Annotated in this window: 16 protein-coding genes; 15 read left to right on the top strand and 1 reads right to left on the bottom strand. The window is 40.8% G+C overall.

The window, feature by feature from the left end; translation table 11 throughout:
• Positions 1 to 43 precede the first annotated feature (43 nt).
• The 13 genes from LX92_RS16755 (at position 44) to LX92_RS16815 (ending at position 17,241) form a co-directional block, all read left to right on the top strand.
• Entirely contained in the window at positions 44 to 499 is a 456-nt protein-coding gene (locus LX92_RS16755) for a Fur family transcriptional regulator (protein WP_109653123.1), read from the top strand.
• Between the two features lie 12 nt (positions 500 to 511).
• Positions 512 to 1,783: an adenylosuccinate synthase gene (locus tag LX92_RS16760; protein WP_109653125.1), complete on the top strand. Its 1,272-nt coding sequence runs from the start codon at positions 512 to 514 to the stop codon at positions 1,781 to 1,783.
• 296 nt (positions 1,784 to 2,079) lie between these two features.
• On the top strand, positions 2,080 to 4,089 hold the full coding sequence (locus LX92_RS16765) for a glycoside hydrolase family 97 protein (RefSeq protein WP_223308444.1): 2,010 nt from the start codon (positions 2,080 to 2,082) through the stop codon (positions 4,087 to 4,089).
• 3 nt (positions 4,090 to 4,092) lie between these two features.
• Positions 4,093 to 5,490 (top strand): Gfo/Idh/MocA family protein, encoded by a 1,398-nt coding sequence (locus tag LX92_RS16770; protein ID WP_109653127.1) that lies wholly within the window; start codon positions 4,093 to 4,095, stop codon positions 5,488 to 5,490.
• 26 nt (positions 5,491 to 5,516) lie between these two features.
• Positions 5,517 to 6,197: a 3-keto-disaccharide hydrolase gene (locus LX92_RS16775; RefSeq protein ID WP_109653129.1), complete on the top strand. Its 681-nt coding sequence runs from the start codon at positions 5,517 to 5,519 to the stop codon at positions 6,195 to 6,197.
• Positions 6,198 to 6,204: 7 nt separating this feature from the next.
• Positions 6,205 to 7,653 (top strand): Gfo/Idh/MocA family protein, encoded by a 1,449-nt coding sequence (locus LX92_RS16780; protein ID WP_109653131.1) that lies wholly within the window; start codon positions 6,205 to 6,207, stop codon positions 7,651 to 7,653.
• Positions 7,654 to 7,968: 315 nt separating this feature from the next.
• Positions 7,969 to 9,663, top strand: a complete 1,695-nt coding sequence (locus LX92_RS16785) for an OstA-like protein (protein WP_109653133.1) — start codon at positions 7,969 to 7,971, stop codon at positions 9,661 to 9,663.
• A gap of 8 nt (positions 9,664 to 9,671) precedes the next feature.
• The gene (locus LX92_RS16790; RefSeq protein ID WP_109653136.1) at positions 9,672 to 10,853 is read left to right on the top strand and encodes an aspartate aminotransferase family protein; all 1,182 of its coding nucleotides are present in this window, start codon (positions 9,672 to 9,674) and stop codon (positions 10,851 to 10,853) included.
• Between the two features lie 96 nt (positions 10,854 to 10,949).
• Positions 10,950 to 12,350, top strand: coding sequence for a tetratricopeptide repeat protein (locus LX92_RS16795; RefSeq protein ID WP_109653138.1), 1,401 nt, complete (start codon positions 10,950 to 10,952; stop codon positions 12,348 to 12,350).
• A gap of 25 nt (positions 12,351 to 12,375) precedes the next feature.
• Complete coding sequence (locus LX92_RS16800) at positions 12,376 to 13,293, top strand: DUF368 domain-containing protein (protein WP_109653140.1); 918 nt, start codon at positions 12,376 to 12,378, stop codon at positions 13,291 to 13,293.
• A 12-nt stretch (positions 13,294 to 13,305) separates the two neighbouring features.
• Positions 13,306 to 14,319, top strand: a complete 1,014-nt coding sequence (locus LX92_RS16805) for a DUF368 domain-containing protein (RefSeq protein ID WP_109653142.1) — start codon at positions 13,306 to 13,308, stop codon at positions 14,317 to 14,319.
• Complete coding sequence (locus tag LX92_RS16810) at positions 14,297 to 15,043, top strand: shikimate dehydrogenase family protein (protein ID WP_109653144.1); 747 nt, start codon at positions 14,297 to 14,299, stop codon at positions 15,041 to 15,043. The genes LX92_RS16805 and LX92_RS16810 overlap by 23 nt, the downstream gene beginning before the upstream one ends.
• A 95-nt stretch (positions 15,044 to 15,138) precedes the next feature.
• The gene (locus tag LX92_RS16815) at positions 15,139 to 17,241 is read left to right on the top strand and encodes a DUF349 domain-containing protein (protein WP_109653146.1); all 2,103 of its coding nucleotides are present in this window, start codon (positions 15,139 to 15,141) and stop codon (positions 17,239 to 17,241) included.
• Between the two features lie 161 nt (positions 17,242 to 17,402).
• On the opposite strand, the gene LX92_RS16820 is transcribed toward LX92_RS16815, so the two are convergent.
• Positions 17,403 to 17,828: a CBS domain-containing protein gene (locus LX92_RS16820; protein ID WP_109653148.1), complete on the bottom strand. Its 426-nt coding sequence runs from the start codon at positions 17,826 to 17,828 to the stop codon at positions 17,403 to 17,405.
• Between the two features lie 261 nt (positions 17,829 to 18,089).
• On the opposite strand from LX92_RS16820, the gene LX92_RS16825 reads away from it, so the two are divergent.
• Together LX92_RS16825 and LX92_RS16830 are read left to right on the top strand one after the other, a co-directional pair.
• Positions 18,090 to 20,900, top strand: a complete 2,811-nt coding sequence (locus LX92_RS16825) for a helix-turn-helix and ligand-binding sensor domain-containing protein (RefSeq protein ID WP_223308443.1) — start codon at positions 18,090 to 18,092, stop codon at positions 20,898 to 20,900.
• 332 nt (positions 20,901 to 21,232) lie between these two features.
• A complete protein-coding gene (locus LX92_RS16830; protein ID WP_109653150.1) occupies positions 21,233 to 24,379 on the top strand; it encodes a SusC/RagA family TonB-linked outer membrane protein in 3,147 nt (1,048 codons plus the stop codon).
• Positions 24,380 to 24,388: the final 9 nt, after the last annotated feature.

The following is a 24,388-nucleotide window of genomic DNA, read 5'->3' on the forward strand; positions in this document are numbered from 1 at the left end:
AAATTTAGCCGTACATTTGTACATTAATGCAGTGATTATTGTTATGCCTCCTAATAAAAACCAGGAAATTGTAAAAAACGTATTCACCACCTTTTTAGAAGAAAAAGGGCATAGGAAAACACCCGAGCGCTACGCTATTCTCCAAGAAATTTACGAAAGTGACGAACATTTTGATATAGAATCGCTCTATATCAATATGAAAAACAAAAACTATAGGGTAAGCCGGGCTACACTTTACAATACCATTGAGCTTTTGTTGGAATCCAAATTGGTACGAAAACATCAGTTTGGCAAAAATCAGGCTCAGTACGAGAAATCCTATTTTGATCGTCAACATGACCATGTTATCCTAACGGATACGGGTGAGGTGATGGAATTCTGCGATCCACGTATACAATCCATCAAAAAGACCATTGAAGAGGTTTTCGATATCAAGATAACGAATCATTCATTATACTTTTACGGAACAAAGAACAAAGAAGGTAACACAAACAACTAACCAAACTAAATAATGGCAGTAGATTTATTGTTGGGATTACAGTGGGGAGACGAAGGAAAAGGAAAAATCGTCGATGTACTCACAAAAAACTATGATATTATAGCTCGTTTTCAAGGAGGCCCAAATGCCGGACATACTTTGGAATTTGATGGTATTAAACACGTTTTACATACCATACCCTCAGGGATATTCCACAAGAAAGCCATCAATGTTGTCGGCAACGGTGTCGTCATTGACCCTGTCATTTTCAAAAAAGAACTTGATGCCTTGGACGTCTTTGATATCGATGTAAAATCAAAACTATTCATTAGTAGAAAGGCTCATCTAATCCTACCGACCCATCGTTTGTTGGATGCTGCTTCCGAAACCTCCAAAGGGAAAGCGAAAATAGGCTCGACCTTAAAAGGTATTGGCCCAACCTATATGGACAAAACCGGTAGAAACGGTATGCGAATCGGGGATTTGGAGTTGTCCGATTGGAAGGAAAAATACCGTGCATTGGCAGACAAACATGAGGCCATGATCGGTTTCTACAATGTGGATATCCAATATAACCTGGAAGAATTGGAAGACGAATTCTTCAGTGCCATAAAAACACTTAAGGAACTAACCTTCATCGATAGTGAGGAATATTTATACCAAGCCCAAAAGGAGGGTAAAAAAATACTCGCGGAAGGTGCCCAAGGATCATTATTGGATATTGACTTCGGTACATATCCCTTCGTAACCTCCAGTAACACCACCGCCGCAGGTGCCTGTACCGGATTGGGTGTGGCACCAAACCAAATCGGTGAGGTAAAAGGTATTTTCAAAGCATATACCACCCGTGTTGGTAGTGGCCCATTCCCAACAGAGTTATTTGACGAGGATGGGAAGACCATGGCCAGTGTCGGTAATGAATTTGGTGCTACCACAGGTAGGGCCAGAAGATGTGGATGGCTCGATCTTGTTGCCTTAAAATATGCCGTCAGGGTAAATGGGGTAACCGAACTTATGATGATGAAAGGTGATGTCCTTAGTGGATTCAAAAAACTTAAGGTCTGTACGGCCTATAATTACAAAGGGGAAGTCATTACGCACTTACCCTATAACATCGAAGCTGAAAATGTAACACCCATTTACACCGAGATGAAAGGGTGGTCCCAAGACCTTACCAAAATGAGTAAGGCAGAGGAACTTCCTAAAACCCTGAATGATTATATCGACTTTTTGGAAAAAGAACTTGAAGTTCCCATTAAGATCGTTTCCGTGGGACCAGACAGGACCCAGACAATTCATAGATAGGGAAACGGTAACCATACCGACTCGAAAATAAAAATCATTGGAGTGCCTTTAAAGTTTATTCTTTAAAGGCACTTTTCTTTTTACATTCCCACGAAAAACACCTACCTCTTCTTTGGTGTATTTAGGGTGTCATTTCTGTTTTTTAATTGATCGCTTTTACGTAAATTGTAGAAATATCCACCAACTCCAAAATGAAATCCAATCATGACTTAATCGGTTCTTTCCAATTATACAGTGTATTTCGTTTTATTTCCTCACTTATAACACCTCGAAACCCTAATATAATAACATTTTATATGAATAACACGACCAAACCTGGACCTACCATAAAATTACTTTTTGTGATAGCCCTATTGCTCTTCGGTAATTGGACCATGGCCCAAAAGAACCTTAAATTAAGCTCCCCTGACAAGCAACTCGAAGTGGTCATTGACCTCGCCGACAACATTTCGTGGAATGTAACCCTTAAAGGTTCCAATATTATAGACAATGCGGTCATTTCCATGGACATGGGTGAAGGAAGGATCTTGGGTAACGCCCCCAAATTGCGAAACCAAAGTATGGTCAGCAAAAATGAAGTCTTTATCCCAGTGGTTGCCAATAAGGATGCTAAAATCAACAACGAATACAATCAATTGACCCTGGATTTTAAGAATAATTACCAATTGATCTTCCGAGCATATAATGATGGTATCGCATACCGGTTTATTGATGGAAACAGAAAAACCAGGCTTGTTCTTAATGAAGAAATGACCTTGTTTTTTCCTGATGGCACCTCATCGTTCTTTCCTGAAGAGGAATCTTTTTATTCGCACAATGAGCGCGATTATTTAGTGAAAAATGTAGCGGATATGCAAAAAGGGGCCTTTTGCAGCCTACCGGTGATGTTCAATACGAAAACGGCCAAAGTGCTTTTCACTGAAGCCTCGTTGATCAATTACCCTGGAATGTTCTTGGCCAAAACCATGGACCATGCGATGACATCCACTTTTCCCAAATATGTATTAAAAGCCATCCCTAATGAAGCGTTTAGCCCCGATCGGAACCAAATCATCGAGGAAGAGGCCGATTACATTGCGAAAATCAATGGTAAACGAGCATATCCTTGGAGGGTATTCATTATTAGTGATGATGACAGGACCTTTGTGGAAAGCAATCTGGTCGCCTTATTGTCAGACAAATCAAAGATCACTGATACCAGTTGGATAAAACCCGGACAAGTCGCTTGGGACTGGTATAATGCCAATAACGTCTATGGTGTCGATTTTGAGGCAGGCATCAATATGGATACGTATAAATATTTCATCGATTTCGCCTCTAAAAATGGCATTGAATACGTGATATTGGATGAAGGCTGGACAAAATCCACCACAGAAATCATGGATGACAATGAAAACATGGATGTCCCTGAATTGATCAAATATGCCAAATCCAAAAATGTTGGGATTATTTTATGGGTCTTATGGAAACCACTTTATGAGAATCCTGAGGAAATACTGAAATTATACAGTAGTTGGGGTGCCGTGGGCATCAAAGTGGATTTTATGCAACGAAGTGACCAATACGTCGTTGAATCCTATGAAAAAATTGCGGAAATCGCCGCAAAATATAAAATGCTGGTCGACTATCATGGTGCTTTCAAACCTGCCGGGGTTGAGCGTATGTGGCCCAACATCATCAATTACGAAGGAGTCCGGGGTAATGAGAATAACAAATGGACCAATGCCATAACGCCAGAACACAATGTGACATTACCATTCATTCGTATGGCCGCAGGCCCGTTGGATTTCACCCCTGGTGCCATGATCAACATGAACCAATTGGATTATGAAACCGGTGGACCCAATTACGCCCCTTTATTCACCAGGCCAATGAGCTATGGCACAAGGGCCCACCAAGTGGCCATGTATACGATCTTTGAAGCCCCGCTTCAAATGCTATGTGAATCACCGACCATTTATTACAAAGAACAGGAAACCGTCGATTTCATAACACAAATACCAACGGTATGGGATGAGACCGTTGTACTGGAGGGTGCCGTTTCCGATTATATTGTCCTGGCCCGTAGAAAAGGTGATAATTGGTACCTTGGTGCAATGACCGATTGGACGGCCAGGGACTTTGAAATAGACCTTTCCTTTTTGGAAAAGGGCAATTATACCCTGCAGGGCTACCAAGATGGGGTAAACGCTTCTAGGAACGCACAGGACTATAAGATCATAAAGCAAGACGTCGACCAAAACACCAAACTAAAGTTAAAATTATCCAGTGGTGGTGGGTACTCCGCCATTATCACGAAAAACTAGATTATGAAAAACATAAATAGAAGAAACTTCATTCGAAAGACATCATTGGCTGGTGCCGCATTGGCAGTAACCCCTTCGATAGTCAAAGGTGCCTATTCCAATTCTGAACGCCCTTATGGCGCTAAATACATGGGTGATTTCGCTGCCCCAAAGTTAGAGACCGTACGGGCTGCTTTCATCGGCGTGGGTTCAAGGGGCCCTGGACACCTTAAATTCTTTGCCTCACTTCCCGGAACCGAAGTGGTTGCCGTTTGCGATTTATATCAAGATTTTACTGAAAAGTGGAGTGCGGAAGCCAAAGAAATCGGAAAGGGAAAACGACATAAGAAGATAGCCCAATATTACGGTGATGAAAATCAATGGAGGACCATGCTAACCGAAGTTAAACCCGATGTGGTTTTTATCGCAACCAATTGGAGTAACCATGCACCCATGGCTATCGAGTCCATGAAAAAAGGGGCCCATGCCTTTGTAGAAGTGCCCATAGGAATTACACTTGAAGAAATGTGGGAACTCGTAAACACCTCGGAGCAAACCCAAAAGCACTGTATGATGATGGAAAATGTCAACTACAACAGGGATGAGCTAATGTTCCTCAATATGTGCAGGCAGGGTGTTATTGGGGATTTTTTACATGCCGAAGCTTCCTATATTCACGAACTCCGGTCCCAGATGGTAGATCAAGAACGTGGTACAGGCTCTTGGCGAACATACCATTATGCCAAACGAAATGGCAATTTATACCCAACCCACGGACTAGGTCCGGTTGCCCAATACATGAATTTAGGACGTAGCGAGGATAACTTTGGCAGTCTGGTTTCTTTTTCTACCCAAGCTTTGGGAAGAAAATTATATGCTGAAAAAAACTATCCGGCCGATCATAAATGGAATAAACTGGATTATAAGGGAGGAGACTTGAATACCTCCATAATAAAAACAACTGTTGGCCGCACCATAATGGTCCAATGGGACGAAACAAGTCCACGCCCCTACTCAAGATTGAACCTGATTCAAGGTACCAAAGGGGTTCTGGCTGGATTCCCGACAAGGATTGCCTTGGAAGGAGGTGTGGAAGGTGTAACCGACAACCATCACACATGGGCACAAGGGGAACAACTGGCCGCTATTTACGAAAAATACGACCACCCATTGTACAAAAGATTGAATGAAGCCACCAAAGACACTGGTCATGGTGGTATGGATGGTATGATGATGTATCGTATTGTCGAATGCTTGCAAAAGGGACTTCCCCTAGACCAAAACCTCTATGAAGGTTGTTTCTGGAGTGCGGTATCCCCGTTAAGTGAGCGTTCCGTAGCCAGTGGCGGCGCCCCCCAGAATTTTCCAGACTTCACAAGAGGTAACTGGAAAGACACCAAACCATTAGCCATTATTTCATAAAAACAACGTAATAAAAAAACCAACCTATGTTTAAAAAATTCCATGTCCCATCCTTTTTTGTTTTCATATCAATCTTGGCCATCACCTCATGTGCATCCCATAAAAACAGTAATGACGATGGATTCAAAGCCCTTTTTAACGGTGAAAATCTAGAAGGCTGGGTAGGCAATACATCGGCTTACCGGGCCGAAAATGGTATGATTGTCGTTGACCCCAACGGAAGTGATAGCGGGGGTAACCTTTTTACCGAACGGGAGTTCAGTGATTTTATCCTAAGATTCGAATTTCAATTAACCCCAGGCAGTAACAACGGATTGGGGATTCACGCCCCCTTGGAAGGGGATGCCGCATATGTGGGCAAGGAATTACAGATTTTAGACAATACGGCCGACAAATATGCAAAACTGCACCCTTACCAATACCATGGTTCGGTCTATGGTATCATTCCGGCTAAACGAGGATTTCTAAATCCCGTTGGGGAATGGAACCATCAGGAGGTTTATGTAAAAGGCTCAAAAATAAAGGTTATTTTAAATGGCACTGTTATTCTTGATGGGGATTTCATAAAAGCAAGTAAAAATGGTACCTTAGACCATAAAGACCACCCAGGGTTGGAACGAACTAACGGACATATCGGTTTTCTGGGGCATGGGGATGTCGTCCGTTTTAAAAATATTAGAATAAAGGATTTATCAACCAATAATTAAAGAATTTATGTGCGCATACAATAAGGAACGCAGGGATTTTGTAAAGAAAAGTGGGTTAGGTCTATTAGGAATTGCTATTGCACCTTCACTATTAGGAAACTTAAGCCCCAATAACCGTTTGAGAACAGCCCATATTGGCGTGGGAGGAATGGGTAATGAAGACTTAAAGGCTATATCTTCCCATAAGTTGGTCGATGTTATCGCCTTGTGCGATGTGGACAGTACCAATTTGGCAGCTGCCCAAAAACTACACCCTAAGGCTAAGCTATTTTCTGATTATCGTGTAATGCTGGCCGAACTGAAAAATGAAATTGATGCCGTAATCGTTTCAACACCAGACCATACCCATGCACCAGCTTCAATGATGGCGATGAATCTTGGCAAACCGGTGTATTGCCAAAAGCCACTTACCCACCATGTATCCGAAGCCCGGGCTATGAAAAAATTGGCCGCGGACAAAAACCTGATTACCCAAATGGGTATTCAAGTACATTCGTTCTATGACTATAAATTGGCTACGTTGTTGATACAATCTGGAATAATAGGCAAAGTACATACGGTACGTGCATGGTCACCAAAAAACTGGGGATATGACGGACCAAAACCACAAGGTAGCGATCCCATTCCAGAAACGTTGGATTGGAACCTATGGTTAGGAACATCGGCAGAAAGACCATACAAAAAGGATGTTTATCATCCTGGCAACTGGAGAAAATTATTGGATTTCGGTTGTGGCACACTTGGGGATATGGGGGTCCATATATTTGACACCCCTTATAATGCCCTCGAATTGGATGTACCAAGGACCATACGCAATGAATGTAGGGAACCAAACGGTTTTGGGTTCCCCGAAAACAACATCGTTACTTATGAATTTCCAGGCACCAAACATACCGCAGAAAAATTGACTTGGGTTTGGTACGATGGCCCTGGGGCTCCAAAAATGCATAAAGACCTTATACTTCCTGGTGCAAAAGAAGCTACATCGGCCACAAACGTTGATAAAAAAGAAAAGTCCGTGGAAGAAAAAATGTCATTGGACACCAAGGCTACCGGAGCTGGCAAATTACCTGAACAAGGTGCCATGTTCATCGGTGATAAGGGTCGTTTATTACTACCGCACTTTATGGAATTGCCCAAGAAGATCGTTGATGGCAAATACGTGGACATTTCAGACGAAATTGCCCGTATAGAAAAAAAGAACAATATGGGCAAACCCATACGCAACTACAATTCCGAAGGACAAAAACACTACCATCAATTTGTAGATGCCTGTCTGGGCCAAGCAGAATGTAGTGCCCCTTTTTCCTATGCGTCAAGGCTTACAGAAACAATTCTGTTGGGTGTCATAGCAGGCCGTTTCCCAAACAAGACCTTACATTGGGACAACAATGAGGCCAAATTCAAGGAAGAAGAGGCCAACCAGTATTTGGAATCGGCTTATCGGGATTTCTAAAGAAGACCAAACCAAAGACCGTCTTATAGGTTCAAGGTGGTTTTGTAGTTTAAAAAGTTACAAAACCACCTTTTCCTGACGGTCTTCTTTACGATATGCCAACAATAGAACAACATCGTTCATTTCGCTGTCCATGCCTCCAGTTATACGGTTCCATTTGGGCGGCCTAAAAAATGGATTCAACCACAGAAAGTGCAAAAACCCAGTATCGAAAAGTAAAAAAATATCCGCAACGTTTTATCGGTTTACTAAATCTATCCCAATCATTGATTACACTCCCTCAAAAAGTCATATTTTTGGGCAAAATTCATAACCTTGTTCAATAAAATCATTTACATACTGGTTGTATTGGCTTCACTACCCCTATTTTCCCAAGAAGCCCCCCCAAAGCAAATCAACATTGTTTATGGGGCCAACTTCACCAAGGATGAGGCGCAATATCCAGGAGCTTCCATATTCAGCAAAGACAACAGGCAAATACAATTTGAGCACGAGGGGGCCGATCTGTTTTGCGACATCGCCATCTACTATCAAAAAGAAAATAGGTTAAAGGCCATTGGCAACATTCGCTTACAACAGGGAGACTCCATTCAAATGACCAGTGGAAAGATCAACTATGATGGTAACGAAAACATGGCAAAAGCCTGGGAGAACGTCGTATTGACAAGTAGTTCCAAAATGACCTTGAAGACCGACACCCTTCGTTTCAACCGATTGGAACAGCAGGCTTATTATAAGGATTTCGGTACGGTGGTCGACTCTGTCAATACCCTGACCAGTGAAATAGGCCGGTATTTTTTGGAAAATAAAAAGTTACAGTTCCTAGACAGTGTCCATATTGTAAACCCGGATTACATATTGGATTCCGAACAATTGGATTATTACGAAACCTCTAAAAACGCTTACCTCTACGGCCCATCGACTATAACGGGAAAAACCTATAAAATATATTGTGAACGCGGGTTTTATGACACGAAGGTAGAAACGGGATACTTTATCAAGAACACGAGAATCGATTACAACAATCGTATCATTAAAGGTGATAGCGTCTATTTCAACAAGGCTAGGGAATTTGCCTCGGCAACCAATAACATCAAGGTTATAGACACCGTGAATAACGGGGTAATCAAGGCCCACTATGCGGAGGTCTTTAAGGCCAAGGATTCCGTTTTTGCCACACGGCGGGCGGTATCAATATCGGTAATGGAGAAAGACTCGTTGTACATGCATGGCGATACGTTAATGTTGACCGGCAAGCCAGAACACAGGGTTCTTAGGGCCTTTAGAAATGCTAAATTCTACAAAACCGACCTAAGCGGCAAATGCGACTCCATTCATGCTGACCAGAAAACCGGGATCACCCAACTGATAACCAATCCCATCATCTGGAATGGGCCCAACCAAATGACCGGAGACAGTATCCATTTAAAATCAGATTTAAAGACCGAAAAAATGGATTCGCTTAAAGTATTGAACAATGCATTTATCATTTCCCTGGACAGTGTTAGTATGGAAGGCTACAATCAGGCAAAAGGAAAGGACCTGTTCGGGAAATTCAAGGACAATCAACTCAAACTAATCGATTTAATCAAGAACACAGAGGTCATCTATTATATGTACAATGATGATGATGAACTCATTGGAATCAATAAAACAATCTGCAGCGCCATTCGTATAAAAATGGCCGAAAACGATATTGAGGAACTTACTTTTTTCACCAAGCCCGACGGGGATATATTCCCTGAAACAGAACTTCCCGAGAACAGCCGGAAATTAAAAGGTTTCGTTTGGCGGGGTGATGAACGGATCATTACAAAAGAGGATATTTTTGATGAGGATGACAACAACTTGGTTCTGCCCATTATCAGGGGTATTTCGAATCCAATCGATATTGATGCGGAAGAAGAGGAACGGAGTTCCAATGAAGGTGACCCGGTCAATAATATCCCACCAAAAAACGATAAGGCCATAAATCCCAAGAAAAATTCAAAGGAAGGAAAAGCCAATTAATAGGTGTTATGAAAAAGGATTTTTTAAAATTCCAAGCCCAAACATCCCCACATCCTTTAGCCATGGAAGTATCCCACGCCAAGGGGTCCTATATCCATGACAGTGAAGGGAATGCGCATTTAGACTTTGTAGCAGGGGTATCTGCCTGTAGCCTGGGGCATTGCCATCCTAAAGTGATCAAGGCCATAAAAGATCAGGTAGATAAGTACATGCATGTCATGGTGTACGGTGAATATATCCAAGAACCGGCAGTGGCATATACCAAACTTTTGGCCTCATTGCTCCCCCCCCCTTTGGAAACCACCTATTTGGTCAACTCAGGAACGGAAGCTATTGAAGGGGCTCTGAAGTTAGCGAGGCGATTTACCGGAAGAAGTCAGATAATCGCTGGAAAAAAGGCCTACCATGGCAACACCATGGGGAGTTTGAGCCTAATGGGGCTCGAAGAACGGAAAGGAGCCTTTAGACCTTTGATCCCGGATATCTCCTACATTGAATTTAATGAGCCATCGGATCTTGGGAAGATTACCCAAAAGACTGCCGCCGTCATTCTAGAAACCATACAAGGGGGCGCCGGCTTTATTGAGCCAAACAAGGGCTATCTGGCCAGCGTAAGAAAACGTTGTACTGAGGTGGGAGCCCTTTTGATTCTCGATGAGATCCAACCGGGTTTTGGTCGTACAGGAAAATTGTTCGCCTTTGAAAATTACGATTGTATTCCCGACATATTGGTCATGGGCAAAGGCATGGCCTCTGGTTTACCCGTGGGGGCCTTTACGGCTTCCCATGAGATGATGTCAACCTTACAGGACAATCCCAAAATGGGCCATATCACCACTTTTGGTGGTAATCCGGTCATTGCATCCGCCGCTTTGGCCACACTCAAATGTATTGTCGAAAGTACCCTCATGGCTGATACCTTGGCCAAGGAAAAATACGTTCGTTCCTTGTTGAAACACCAGTTCATCAAAGAGATCAGGGGAAAAGGTCTCATGTTGGCCTTGATTATGGAAAGTGCCGAAATTGCAGATTACCTTATACTGACCGCAGCGAAGAGGCATCTCATCCTTTTTTGGCTATTGTTTGAGAAAAAAGCCGTCAGGATAACCCCTCCCTTAACGGTTTCATTAGAGGAACTTAAGGAAGGATGCGATACCATTCTAGAAATATTGAACGATTACAGGCAATAATTTGTTAACTAATTTGTTAATAATATAGCCCAATTCAGGAGGAAAACGTAGTCTCAAAAGAGTACTTTTAAACCTGAGATTAACCAAAAAATCCCTATGGCGTTAGAAGCCAACGAAAGGCCAAACAAACCCATTGCCAAGTTTGAATCCATGCTGAAGACAGACGATGTCTATTTTTTCGATGCAGAGGATTTTGAGGATATCATACACCATTACCTCAACCATGGAAAAATAGCTTTGGCAAAAAAAGCCATTAAGATTGGCTTGAGACAACACCCCGACTCCATTGCGTTGAAACTTTTGGATGTTGAGGTTCTTGTGTTCGAGAATAATCTTGATCGGGCAGAGGATCTATTGGATAAACTACAGGTTCTTGATAGTTCAAACGAAGAGATTTATATTCAAAGAGCGAACATCTATTCAAAAAAAGACAATCACGAAGCTGCGGTCAAATTGCTTAAAAAAGCACTTAACCTTTCAGAAGAAAGTTATGATATCCATTCATTATTGGGTATGGAATACCTCTTTATGGATGATTTTAAGTTGGCCAAGGAATGCTTCATGAGATGTGTCGATTTCGATGACCAGGATTATTCCTCTCTCTACAATGTAATCTATTGCTTCGATTTTCTTGAGGATTTTGAAGGTGCGATTGTATACCTCAATGACTATCTGGACCGAAACCCCTATTGCGAAGTGGCCTGGCATCAATTGGGAAAACAGTATTATTCCAAACACATGTTCAAGGAAGCTTTGACCGCTTTTGATTTCGCCATCATCTCTGATGATTCGTTTATCGGGGCGTATTTCGAAAAGGCCAAAGTACTCGAAAAGTTGGGGAAATACAGTGAAGCCATAGAAAATTATGAGATCACCATTCAAATAGAAGACCCTACTTCCCATGCTTATTTAAGAATCGGAAAGTGCTATGAACGTCTTGGGAATGATGAAATGGCCAAATATTACTATTACCAAACCGTGCATGAAGATCCTTTATTGGACAAAGGCTGGTTGGCCATTACGGACTTCTATTTTTTAAAAGGTGATTTGGACAAAGCCCTGCATTATATCAACAAAGCGTTGAACATTGACGGTGAGAACCCAACATATTGGAAGAAAAGCGCCAACATCAATGCTGCCCTGGAAAATTATGACCAGGCCGATTTTTCCTTTAAACAGGCCGTTGACCTCGGTAATTACGAATTGGATACCTGGTTAAACTGGGCGAATGTCGCCAAGGAAAACCATGACTACCTCTCAGGAATCCATATTTTGGCACAAGGGCGTGAATTTTATCCGGAAAGCGCGGAGATCCTTTACAAGACAGCAGGTCTGCACCTCTTGGCCAATGATAAAATCAACGCGCGTATCGGTCTAATAGATGCCCTGAACAAGAACTCTGAAAAATTACACCTTTTCGAAGAAGAATTTCCCTCATACTTCAAAACAGAATGGACCCAAAACATAATATCGAATAACAAAAGAGCTTCTCGATAAATAGTCTATTTTTGCTTTTTTGTCTATGGAAAATCGAAACTTACTCCAATATATCTTCATTACCTTAAAAGGAATTGCCATGGGGGCGGCAGATGTCGTACCTGGTGTTTCAGGAGGGACTATTGCCTTTATTTCAGGTATTTATGAAGAATTGATCACGTCAATCAACAATATTAAGCCTTCCCTGATAACAACCTGGAAAAACGAAGGGTTTAAAGCCTCTTGGCAAAAACTCAATGGTAGTTTTTTGGTTGCCCTGTTCTTAGGTATTTTCATTAGCCTTTTCTCTTTGGCTACCTTGGTAAGCTGGCTAATGGAAAATGAACCAATACTGCTTTGGTCTTTCTTTTTTGGATTGGTTGCCGCCAGTATCTTTTTCGTTGGAAAGGAAATAACGAAGTGGAATCCGGCCACCGTGATAATCTTGTTATTGGGTGCTGCCGTAGCCTATTTTGTAACTACCCTACCGGCATCAGAGCATGCAACAAGCCTCCCCTATTTATTTATGTCCGGGGCATTGGCCGTTTGCGCCATGATACTACCGGGAATTTCAGGGGCTTTCATTTTAGTGTTATTGGGATCATATAAAACCATTTTGGACGCTGTTCATGAAAGGGATGTAAAAGTGGTCATTACCGTGGCTTTGGGTGCCATCTTTGGACTTTTGAGCTTTGCGAAACTCCTAAAATGGATGTTCAGCAACTATAAGAATTTGACCTTGGCCCTATTGACGGGATTTATTGTGGGATCGTTAAATAAAATTTGGCCATGGAAATTGATTTTGGAAACCAAAACCATTGGCGATAAGATCATTACCCTAAAAGAACAAAACGTATCCCCTTTCAATTTCGAAGGCGAACCAAAGTTAATGTTGGCCATTGTTGCTGTCACCATCGGTTTTTCCCTTATTTTTATACTCGAAAAAATTGCCTCAAAAAAATAAGCGTTTTACCATATGTACGAGCCTAGAACATTTTTGGATAAATTGTTTTTGGTTATCAAGGGCCTTGCCATGGGCGCTGCCAATAAGGTGCCTGGGGTCTCTGGGGGCATTGTGGCCTTCGTTGGGGGATTCTATGAGGAATTCATCTATTCCCTTCAAAAAATAAACTTTAAAGCCGTGAAATTGCTTCTGAACGGTAGGTTCCGAAGTTTCTATCGTTACATAAACGGCCAATTTTTGACACTTCTCATTTTTGGTATGCTCGTAAGTTATTTCAGTGTATCCAAATTGCTCGATTATTTCCTGGAAAGAAAGGAACTTTTTGTCTGGGCCACCTTTTTCGGAATGATCTTAGGATCGATCTACTATATTTCAAAGGATTTCAAACACTGGAATAAAAAAACACTGACGGCCGGCATCCTAGGACTTGTCTTCGGCATATCCATAAGTTTTTTGAGTCCCGCCAGGGAGAATGACAATCTTTGGTTCATTTTCCTATGCGGAATGATCAGTGTATCGGGTATGACCCTGCCTGGATTATCGGGTTCTTTTATCCTTATCCTATTGGGAAATTATGTGCTACTCTTAGTTGATTCCGTTAACGCCCTCTATGACTCCATGGCCGAAATGTTACGGGGTGATTTTAGCTTTGTAAGAAACCATGAAAGGTTGGAAACCTTGAAGATCCTTGCTGTATTCACCCTAGGGTCTGCCACAGGGTTAGTTACCCTTTCACACATACTCACCTATGTACTGAAGCACTTTAAACACATTACTACGGCCGTTATCATTGGATTCATCACTGGATCATTGGGAGTGGTATGGCCCTGGAAGCGAACGATTTTCAAAACAGATGGGGACGGACAACTATTTTTGGATTCAAACGGCAAGGAAATAATCCTTAATTACGAAAGGTACTTACCTGATTTTACCGCGACAGAAACGTGGTGGGCCATATTCTTTGTCATCTTGGGTATATTTATTTTATTAGGTTTGGAATGGTATGGGGATTATAGAAAAAAATAATTACGGCTTGGTGGGTAAGAATATCTCTTACTCTTTTTCAGAAAGCTACTTCGAGGAAAAATTCAAGAAATTGGGTCTAGAGGGATATTCCTATAGGAATTTTGACCTGTCCCAAATAGAGGAATTCACTCCATTGATACAAGAAAACAAACACATTAAAGGACTGAATGTCACCATTCCCTATAAGGAAGCCGTGATTCCTTATTTGGACAGACTCAACAAAAAAGCTAAAAAAATAGGCGCCGTAAATACTATAAAATTTACGAAAAAGGGACTAAAAGGGTATAATACCGATATCTACGGATTCAAAAAATCAATAAAACCATTCTTGACAAAAAATCATACCAAAGCCTTGATCTTGGGTACAGGGGGTGCATCAAAAGCAGTGGCATTCGTCTTTGGTGAACTGGGCATCAAGTTTAAGTTTGTTTCAAGAAGACCCAAAAAAAACCAATTGCTGTACACTGATTTAAATGAAAAAATAATGAAGGAATACACCGTATTGGTCAACTGCACCCCTTTGGGTACCTTCCCCAATATCGAGGAAAAACCGAACATTCCATACCAATGGATCACAGATGCCCATCTACTTTTCGATTTGATCTACAACCCCGAAAAATCAGCCTTTTTACGCGAAGGTGAAAACCAAGGTGCAGCTATATGTAATGGTTTAAGAATGCTAGAGTTACAGGCAGAAAAGGCTTGGAAAATCTGGAATTCATAGGAAGTCCCAAAAAAAGAACCTACATAAGCTTTGGTATTCATTCGGTTGTTAGTATATTACATTAGCATTCTTAAGCAGAACTAACACGAATTACAATGCAAGAAGAAAAAGATCAAGAACTACAGGAAACTGTAGGTGGTGAAAATAATTCAGAAACTACCGAGACGACTGGAAAGACTCCGGAGAAAAGCCCTGAAAGTACGATTGAAAACCCAAAGTCAGTCGATTCCCATGAATCAGAAAAAACCGAACCCACAGAAGAGCCTACAGACCCTGAGCCTGTTAAGGAAGAAACGGAGGGTAAGACAGACCCGAAACCAGTAAAGGAAGAAACAGCGGGTAAGGATGATGATGTCTTAAATGAGATTGATGAGTCCAATGCAGAGGATGCGGAGGACCAGGATAATCAACATAGGCATAATATCCCTATGTTGGACTACCATGCCATGTCTATGGAGAATTTGGTGGGCGAACTACAGCGATTGGTAAAAAACGAAAAAGTCCAGGCCATCAAAAAACATGTTGATGGGATCAAATATGAATTTGACCTTAAATTCCAGGAATTCATAGAACAGAAAAAGGAGGATTTCATAAACAATGGGGGTAACGAGTTGGACTTTAGGTATAACTCGGTCTCCAAAAGACAATTCAACGAAGTCTATTCTGAATATCGCGAAAAACGCAATCAATATTACAAAAACCTTGAGAATAATTTAAAGGATAATATGGCCAACAGATTGGCGATTATCGAAGAACTGAAAAGTTTGGTCAATGTCGAGGAAGACATCAATACCACCTACAAACAATTTAAGGAGGTACAGGAAAAATGGCGAAATGCCGGACCTGTTCCCCGTAATAATTACAATGACGTTTGGCGTACTTACCATCACCATATCGAAATTTTTTATGATTTTCTACACATAAACAGGGAATTACGTGATCTTGATTTCAAGCACAACCTCGATGAGAAAATAAAGCTGGTGGAACGTGCTGAGGCCTTGGAAAAAGAAGAGGACCTTAATAAGGCTTTTCGTGAATTACAGACCCTGCATAAAATCTGGAAAGAGGATATTGGCCCCGTTGACAAAGAGCACCGTGAAGAAATCTGGGAACGTTTTAGCAATGCCACCAAGGTATTACACCAAAGAAGACAGGACTACTACAAAGACCTAGATAAAATACATGAACAGAATCTCGAAAAAAAGAAAGAGATCATCAATGCCATTAAGGACATCTCTGAGAATATTGCCAGCAACCATAAGGCCCTACAACAACAAATAAAAAAGGTTGAGGAGTTGCGCGATGCCTTTTTCAAAGCAGGAAAAGTGCCCCAAAAAGTCAATGAACAGACCTGGGCCGAATTTAAGGAAGCGGTACGTGGTTTCAACAGAAATAAAAACGCCTACTATAAAAACCTAAAAAAGGACCAACAAGAAAATCTAGATAAAAAACGCGAATTATTGAACCTTGCCATTTCACTGAAGGATAGTGAGGAATGGGATATGGCCACTTCCGAAATGAAGCGCATTCAGAATGAATGGAAAAAAATAGGTCATGTTCCCCGTAAATATTCCGATAAGATCTGGAAGGAGTTCAAAGATGCCTGCAACCATTATTTTGATCGTTTACACGCTTCAAAAAATGAGTCCCATAAGGATGAGATTGAAAATTACGAAAAAAAGGATGCTTGCCTAGAACGATTGAAGTCCTTCGAATTGACGGGCCAAAGGGAAACCGATCTGGCTACGATAAAATCCTTCATTGAGGAATGGAAAACATATGGTCGGGTACCTTTTAACAAAAAGAACATCAATCAGAAATTCAATAAAATCCTAGATGCCATCTTCAAAAAACTGGATGTTGACAGACAAGAATCCGAGCTATTGAAATACGGCAATAAAATCCAACAATTGGCCAATGCAGAAAACGACAGGGCCATTGCAAATGAACGTTCGTTCATTCGTAAAAAGATTGATGAAAGCAAGAATGAAATCCGCCAACTGGAAAACAACCTTCAATTCTTTTCAAATGCCTCCGAAGACAATCCTTTGGTAAAGGATGTCATTAAAAAAGTGGAAAAACAAAAAGAGGCGTTGGAAACCTGGATGGCCAAATTGAAAAAATTGAACATCATGCAACGCAATTTGGAAAAGGAAGGACTCGATGAGGAAACCGGGGACTCCCAAGAAGAAGAATAGGAAAATTTGCCCCACCTAAGTCCTTTCGATTAAAACGGACAAAGGTTTTAACAAAACAAGCTAAAATCACTGGATATTCCAAAAAACAAAACATGGCCTAATGCCATGTTTTGTTTTTATCCAAGATCCAATACTAAGTTTCCCCTAAACGGTACTAGGCATTAATCCTCATATTGTTGCAACAAAAAGTTGATTAAGTCGGTTGTGGTAACCATCCCTACAAGCTCTCCATCATCCACAACGGGAAGGGCATGAAACTCCTTCTTAGATAGTATTTCGGCAACATCCTTTACAATGGTGTCCGAGGACACGCTCACTAAATTTTTGGCCATCACCTGTTCTAGGCTGAACATATTATAAACCATTGAATCAACTTCTTCCTCATCTTCGTAAACAGCATCCGCAAAACTGATTCTCAGTAAATCGGTGTAACTTAACATACCGATGATTTTAGATCCCGAGACTACAGGTATATGTCTAATATGATGCTTTCTAAATAAATGTTCCGCCCTTTCCAGATTATCCGAGGCTTTTAAAGTAATGACATTCTTGGTCATTATTGTCGCGATGGGAGTTCCTTTTTTCATAATCTTGGGTTTAAATTACATTACTAAAAATAATCAGTAATAGTCCCGTAAAGTATGATAAAAATCATGTAGGCCTTACTTTTATAAAATCAATAATACCAATTGAACGGGACCTATATTAGATAATAATGAAAATTCCCACAACATTGTCCACTTATCAATAACAGCACCAATCCTTTCCCCTGCTTAATAAATAAATTACTTTTAGGTATCTTTACGGGTCTCTTTTTACCCCTAACCTAGGAAGCTATTCACAACCCTATGAACCTGAAAGTACTTTTGATTATTTTCCTCTTCAATGGCATTCATGCAATCGCCCAGGAATTGCCTCCTATCACCACCTACCCTCCCGAGCAATACCAAGCCGACAATCAGAATTGGATGATATCCCAAAGCTCCGATAAAAAAATCTATATCGCGAATAATTCAGGCCTATTGGAGTTTGATGGTGCCCGTTTCAAACTATACAATTCCCCCAATAGCTCCGTAATACGTTCCGTAAAGGTCATAGGAGATTTGGTATACACGGGTTGTTATATGGAATTTGGTTATTGGCAAAAAAATGGGTTGGGTAGTCTCGTTTATCATTCCTTGATTCCCAAACTTAACGAACCTTTGATCGATGATGAACAATTCTGGAATATCCTTAAAGTTGGTGATTGGGTCTTGTTTCAATCACTCGACCGTATCTACAGCTACAACACCTTGGATGGATCCTTTCGTATAATAGATTCTGAAACTACGAGGGCCCAGATTTTCAATGTAGACAATGAAGTGTACTTTCAAAAACCCAATGAAGGTATTTTTAAGATTGAAAATGGAAGCCCTGTGTTGGTCTCCAAGGATTCCATCTTTGCGGATCGCATTGTCCTCGCTATTTGCAAGGTAGATAAGAAGCTCCTGTTTATTTTCGAAAAAGAAGGATTCTATTTTTTGGAGGAAGACGGACCTAAAAAATGGCATATTCAGGCTGACAAGGAATTGGCTTCAGTAAACCTATTCAGCAGTATTCAGTTGAGCGATGGTAGTTTTGCGTTGGGTACCATATCCAACGGCGTATATCACATCGGCCGCGACGGGTCGGTAATAAACAAAATCAATAAGGAAAAAGGGCTCCACAATAATACCATATTGTCTTTATTCGAAGATACAGACCACAACCTTTGGCTCGGTTTGGATAATGGACTGAGTGTTATAAACTACAACTCCCAATTCAAGGAGTTCAATGATTTAAAAGGGGAAGTGGGAAACGTATATGCCGCTAAGATTTTTAATGGACTTTTTTACATAGGGACCAATCAGGGACTTTTTTATAAAGAGCCTAACGGCCAGGATTCCTTTACTTTAATCGATGGTACCCAAGGCCAGGTATGGTGTCTTGTTGAACAGGAAAATACTTTGTTCTGTGGGCATAATAGAGGCACCTTTTTGGTGAAAAATAAGACTGCGGAATTAATTTCGGATTTCCCAGGAACTTGGGACATTAAAAAAATCAAGGGAAACAAAACTTTATTATTACAAGGTAACTATGAAGGGTTGAGTATGCTCGAAAAGATCAATGGCCAATGGTCTTTTCGAAACAAAATAAAAGGGTTTGATTTTTCCAGTCGTTTTTTCGAGTTTACCGATGACCTTGAAATAATCGTAAACAATGAATATAAGGGAATATATAAAATAACCGTTGACCCTACCTTCAATACCGTCATTAATGCAAACAATGAACCTGCCAATGGTTTTGGGTCGAGTTTGGTTGCCTATGACGATAAGCTACTTTATTCCCAAAATTCGAACCAACATATCTTAATATACACTAAGGATCAACATAATTTCGTCGTCGATTCGGTCCTTACGAACATATTTTATGGCAAGGATGACAACCTTCAAGGTATATTGATACCCGATTATGACACAAATAAACTTTGGGGATTCAGCGATAATAATATCATATATACCACCCCTGGTAAATTCAGTGACACCCCGGAAACCATAAAAATTTCAATTCCAAGGAATTTCAGAAGGAGTATGGGTAATTCCGGTTTTGAATATATAACCCATTTAAAGGACAACACCTATCTTATAGGGGGTTCTGACGGATACACGACACTCAATTTGGACAAAATAAAATCCCGGACCCATACCATCCAAATTACCGAGGCCTATAATGAATTTCGGAATGCACCCAAAGTGGGGATTGCATTGGATAGGGAAGCCGAGCTTCATTCGAAGGAAAACAACATTGGCTTCTCGTTCAGTGTTCCCAATTACGATAAATATGCCGAAGTAATTTATCAGTACAAACTTGATGGATTGGATACGGGATGGAGCGATTGGTTTTCCACTCCGAACATTTCCTTTGAAAATTTAAGTTTTGGAGAATACACCTTTAAGGTCAAGGCTAAAATCGGCGATCAGGAATCACGGAATACGGCAAGTTTCAAATTTATCATCAATAGGCCTTGGTACTATTCCAATATCGCCATCGCATCCTACATTCTTATAATAGCCCTAATTTCCTTTATCATACATAAACTATACAAGTCGTACTACAGGAGACAACATAAAAGGTTATTAAAGGAGAACACCAAAAAATTAAAGCGTAAAAAATTAAAGGCCCAAAGAAAGATCGTTGAAATAAAGAATGAACAACTACGTCAGGATATTGCCAATAAAAACCGGGAACTGGCCATTTCAACCATGAGTATCATCAAAAAGAATGAGTTCTTAAGTGCCATACGAGATCAGTTAAAGGAAAATGCGGACAACCCAAAAATAAAATCGGTCATTAGAACCATAAACCAGAATATCAATAATGTTGATGATTGGACCTTTTTCGAAGAAGCCTTCAATAATGCGGACAAGGATTTTTTAAAAAGGATAAAAAAATTACATCCAGACCTTACCCCCAACGACTTGAAGCTTTGTGCTTATTTAAGGCTAAATCTGTCTTCAAAGGAAATAGCCCCATTACTCAATATTTCGGTTCGAAGTGTAGAAGTCAAGCGCTACAGACTTCGGAAAAAGATGCAACTTCAGCACGAATCCGGTCTAACGGACTACATCCTAAATCTATAAACCACACAGGAGGGTACTTCATCACCTCAACATTACCTATACAAAAACGATTTCGTAGCGCAATCAGCGCTATTTCAACAACTTCCAATTCCTTGCAAACCCATATAACCTACAAGGCAAACAACTGCGAATAATCTATTTTATGTCCTTTTTTTTGAGATGTATGTTTTTTGTTGTGGTGTTTTTTAAGGAATCCTTAACCTTCCCTGTTAAATTTACCTTAACGAAAAGTAATCAAAAATGAAATGCGCATAACGACGATCCCATGGCAAAAGGAAACCTTGTTTATGCGAATTCCATCTGAAAAATTAAAAACTAACTAAAATTAACAGATGAAGTCAAAAATTTTATTTCTCACATTGTTCTTGATAACATCGTTTACATTCGGTCAAACGACCAATGTATCCGGTACCGTTTCAGATTCGGGCAATATGCCTATTCCGGGCGTAAATGTTATCGTGAAAAACACGACAAAGGGAACAGCAACGGATTTTGATGGTATTTTCACCTTAAATGACGTTCCCATCAATTCGACCTTGGTTTTTTCCTATTTAGGATTCCAATCACAGGAAATTGTAGTGACCCAAAGTAACCAAAACTTCAATGTTATAATGAATGAAGACACTGAAGCTTTGGAAGAAGTCGTTGTTATCGGTTATGGTACACAAAAGGTGACCAAAGTATCCGGTGCCATTTCCACCGTAAAGTCAGAATCGATTGAAAGACTGAAACCGTTACGTGTTGAGGAAGCCCTTCAAGGTAGCGCCTCTGGGGTATCGGTTATCCAAAGTGGTTCCCCAGGAAGCAAACCTACCGTATTGGTTCGAGGTATTCCTTCATTTACAGGAACAGACCCCGTTGTTATTATCGATGGTGTACCCCAGAGTTTGGACGATTTAAATTCCATCAACTCTGCCGACATCCAATCACTGAACATTCTAAAGGATGCCGCATCAACAGCGATTTACGGTGTTAAGGGGGGTAATGGTGTAATTGTGGTAACTACTAAAAACGGTAGAAAGAATGAGAAAGCGGAATTCAGTTTCAACACCTATACCGGTTTTCAATCCGTAATCAAAAAGATAGGTGTCTTAAATGCATCGGAATATGCCGGTATGATCAATGAAGGTAGTGTAACCGCCGGAGGGGACCTTATTTTTTCTGATATCTCCGATTTAGGACAAGGTACTGATTGGCAAGACGAAGTCTTTGAAGATGCCTCCGTAACCTCCTATTCCCTTTCTGCCAGAGGTGGTTCGGAAAGTATAGGCTATTTCTTGTCCACTGGTTACCTAAGCCAAGGTGGTATTGTAGGTGGAAATGATAAATCCAATTTCAATAGATTGAATTTCACGGCAAACGTGGATGTTCAATTGACGCCAAAATTGAAATTCATTCTTAATTCCAGTTATGCCAATATCAAAAGTCAAACTGTAGCTGAGAACTCTTTCAACTCCATTATTGGTAACGCATTGAACTTCGACCCTACAGTATCTGTTTACAATACCGATCCCAACGACTATGCCACTTATGGGTATAGCAATCTATTGCTATCGGAAATATTCAATCCAGTACAAAGATTGGAAGACACCCATAATGAAAGTAATGGGGATAAATTATACGGTAAATTCGAGTTGCAATATGACATCCTGGATAACCTTAAGATAACATCCCGTTTTGGTTATACCAAATGGGACCAGGTTAGTAAAAGTTTCACCCCTTTGGCCTATTATGGGCCGAACAACGTATCTAGTGATTACTACGCAGACGGTACGGTAAAAACGCAGGAAGTGGACAATGGTGATGGTACAACCTCAACCATTCCTTCCTTTCACAACAGTGTTACGGAAAGTACCGTATCCAACTTCAGTTACACCTTTGAGACCTATGCGAGCTATAACTTCACCTTAAATGAAAAGCACAATTTTGATGCTGTATTGGGTATTTCCAGAAGTAAATCAACAGGATATGGCTTTGGTACCACAAGACAGGATGTTAGGGACAACGCTTGGGAATGGGCAGACATAAGTGCTGCTACCGGAGTAAATACCGAGTTGAATACCGATGCTTACACGGGTTATAGTTATCAAGACCTTGAACGCAGGAATGTATCTTACTTCAGTAGGATCAACTACGATTATCAAGGCAAATATTTAGCATCATTCTCTGCCCGTCGCGATGGTTCCATTGCTTTTGGTGACGACAACAAATTCGCGAATTTCTACGCGGGTTCTTTGGGTTGGGTCGTAACCAATGAGAACTTCTTCAATTCCGAAGCCATTGATTTCTTGAAAATCAGGGGAAGTTACGGTACCGTAGGTAACGAAAACGTAGACCCTCAATATGTTAAAATCACTATTGGAGGTCCAAGTTATAATTCCACAGCGAATAGCAATGGATATACCTTCGGAACGGAATTCGTTTCCGGTGCCACGGTAAACTCTTTTGAAAACCCCACCTTAAGTTGGGAAGAACAGACCCAATACAACATTGGTTTCGATGCTACCTTGTTCAAGGATATTTCCATAACCGCGGATTACTTCAATAAATCCGTAGACGGATTATTGTTCACAGATGCGCCCCCATTATATGCCGGTACATCAGAACCGGTAACCTCCAATATAGGTAGTACCGAAAGTAAGGGTATCGACTTTACCGTGGGATATAGCAACAACGGGGCTCAAGATTTTAAATTCAATACCTCCCTGACTTTTACAACTTCCAAGAACGAAGTTACCGAGACCAATAGCGACGGAACGGCTTTTGTATCTGGAGGTTCCTATTTCAATGGACAAAGTCACAATATAACACGTTTTGAAAAAGGCTATACCCCTGGATATTTTTATGGGTATAAAACCGATGGGTTATTCCAAAATCAAGCCGAAATCGATGCCCATGCCACACAAGACGGTGCGCAACCCGGGGATATTCGTTTTGTCGACTACAATAACGATGGAATCATTGATGATGATGACAAAACAAAAATCGGTGATCCATTCCCTGAATTCACTTTAGGTTGGAATGTAGGTTTCAACTATAAAAACTTCGATTTAAGTATGTTCACCTATGCCTCTGTCGGAAATGATATATATAGGGCTTACGAACGTAATGCACAATATTCGAACAAATTCAGGAATATATTGGATCGATGGACCGGTGAAGGCACTACCAACGATGCAACTACCCCAAGGTATACATTTGCCGACACCAACAGTAACATCAGGCCTTCCGATAGATATGTTGAGGATGGAAGTTTCATCAAAATAAAGAGTTTGATTTTGGGATATACCCTACCGGAATCATCAAATAACTTTTTTAGCAAGATACGGATCTATGCACAAGCCAAGAACCTCTTGACCTTGACTGATTATACAGGTTATGATCCCGAAATATCCGGTGGAATATTAGACACTGGGGTTGACAGAGGTGCTTACCCACAAGCTAGAACAATCTTACTCGGTTTGGATCTTAAATTTTAACATCGAAAT

The sequence above is a fragment of the Maribacter polysiphoniae genome, from assembly GCF_003148665.1.
Lineage (GTDB): Bacteria > Bacteroidota > Bacteroidia > Flavobacteriales > Flavobacteriaceae > Maribacter_A > Maribacter_A polysiphoniae.

Excerpts from the sequence above, each read along its gene's own strand:
- LX92_RS16805 (WP_109653142.1), top strand. The coding sequence starts at position 13,306 with ATGTACGAGCCTAGAACATTTTTGGATAAATTGTTTTTGGTTATCAAG.
- LX92_RS16810 (WP_109653144.1), top strand. The coding sequence starts at position 14,297 with ATGGGGATTATAGAAAAAAATAATTACGGCTTGGTGGGTAAGAATATC.
- LX92_RS16830 (WP_109653150.1), top strand. The coding sequence starts at position 21,233 with ATGAAGTCAAAAATTTTATTTCTCACATTGTTCTTGATAACATCGTTT.
- LX92_RS16765 (WP_223308444.1), top strand. The coding sequence starts at position 2,080 with ATGAATAACACGACCAAACCTGGACCTACCATAAAATTACTTTTTGTG.
- LX92_RS16820 (WP_109653148.1), bottom strand. The coding sequence starts at position 17,828 with ATGAAAAAAGGAACTCCCATCGCGACAATAATGACCAAGAATGTCATT.
- LX92_RS16760 (WP_109653125.1), top strand. The coding sequence starts at position 512 with ATGGCAGTAGATTTATTGTTGGGATTACAGTGGGGAGACGAAGGAAAA.
- LX92_RS16780 (WP_109653131.1), top strand. The coding sequence starts at position 6,205 with ATGTGCGCATACAATAAGGAACGCAGGGATTTTGTAAAGAAAAGTGGG.
- LX92_RS16770 (WP_109653127.1), top strand. The coding sequence starts at position 4,093 with ATGAAAAACATAAATAGAAGAAACTTCATTCGAAAGACATCATTGGCT.
- LX92_RS16815 (WP_109653146.1), top strand. The coding sequence starts at position 15,139 with ATGCAAGAAGAAAAAGATCAAGAACTACAGGAAACTGTAGGTGGTGAA.
- LX92_RS16755 (WP_109653123.1), top strand. The coding sequence starts at position 44 with ATGCCTCCTAATAAAAACCAGGAAATTGTAAAAAACGTATTCACCACC.
- LX92_RS16790 (WP_109653136.1), top strand. The coding sequence starts at position 9,672 with ATGAAAAAGGATTTTTTAAAATTCCAAGCCCAAACATCCCCACATCCT.
- LX92_RS16795 (WP_109653138.1), top strand. The coding sequence starts at position 10,950 with ATGGCGTTAGAAGCCAACGAAAGGCCAAACAAACCCATTGCCAAGTTT.
- LX92_RS16775 (WP_109653129.1), top strand. The coding sequence starts at position 5,517 with ATGTTTAAAAAATTCCATGTCCCATCCTTTTTTGTTTTCATATCAATC.
- LX92_RS16825 (WP_223308443.1), top strand. The coding sequence starts at position 18,090 with ATGAACCTGAAAGTACTTTTGATTATTTTCCTCTTCAATGGCATTCAT.
- LX92_RS16800 (WP_109653140.1), top strand. The coding sequence starts at position 12,376 with ATGGAAAATCGAAACTTACTCCAATATATCTTCATTACCTTAAAAGGA.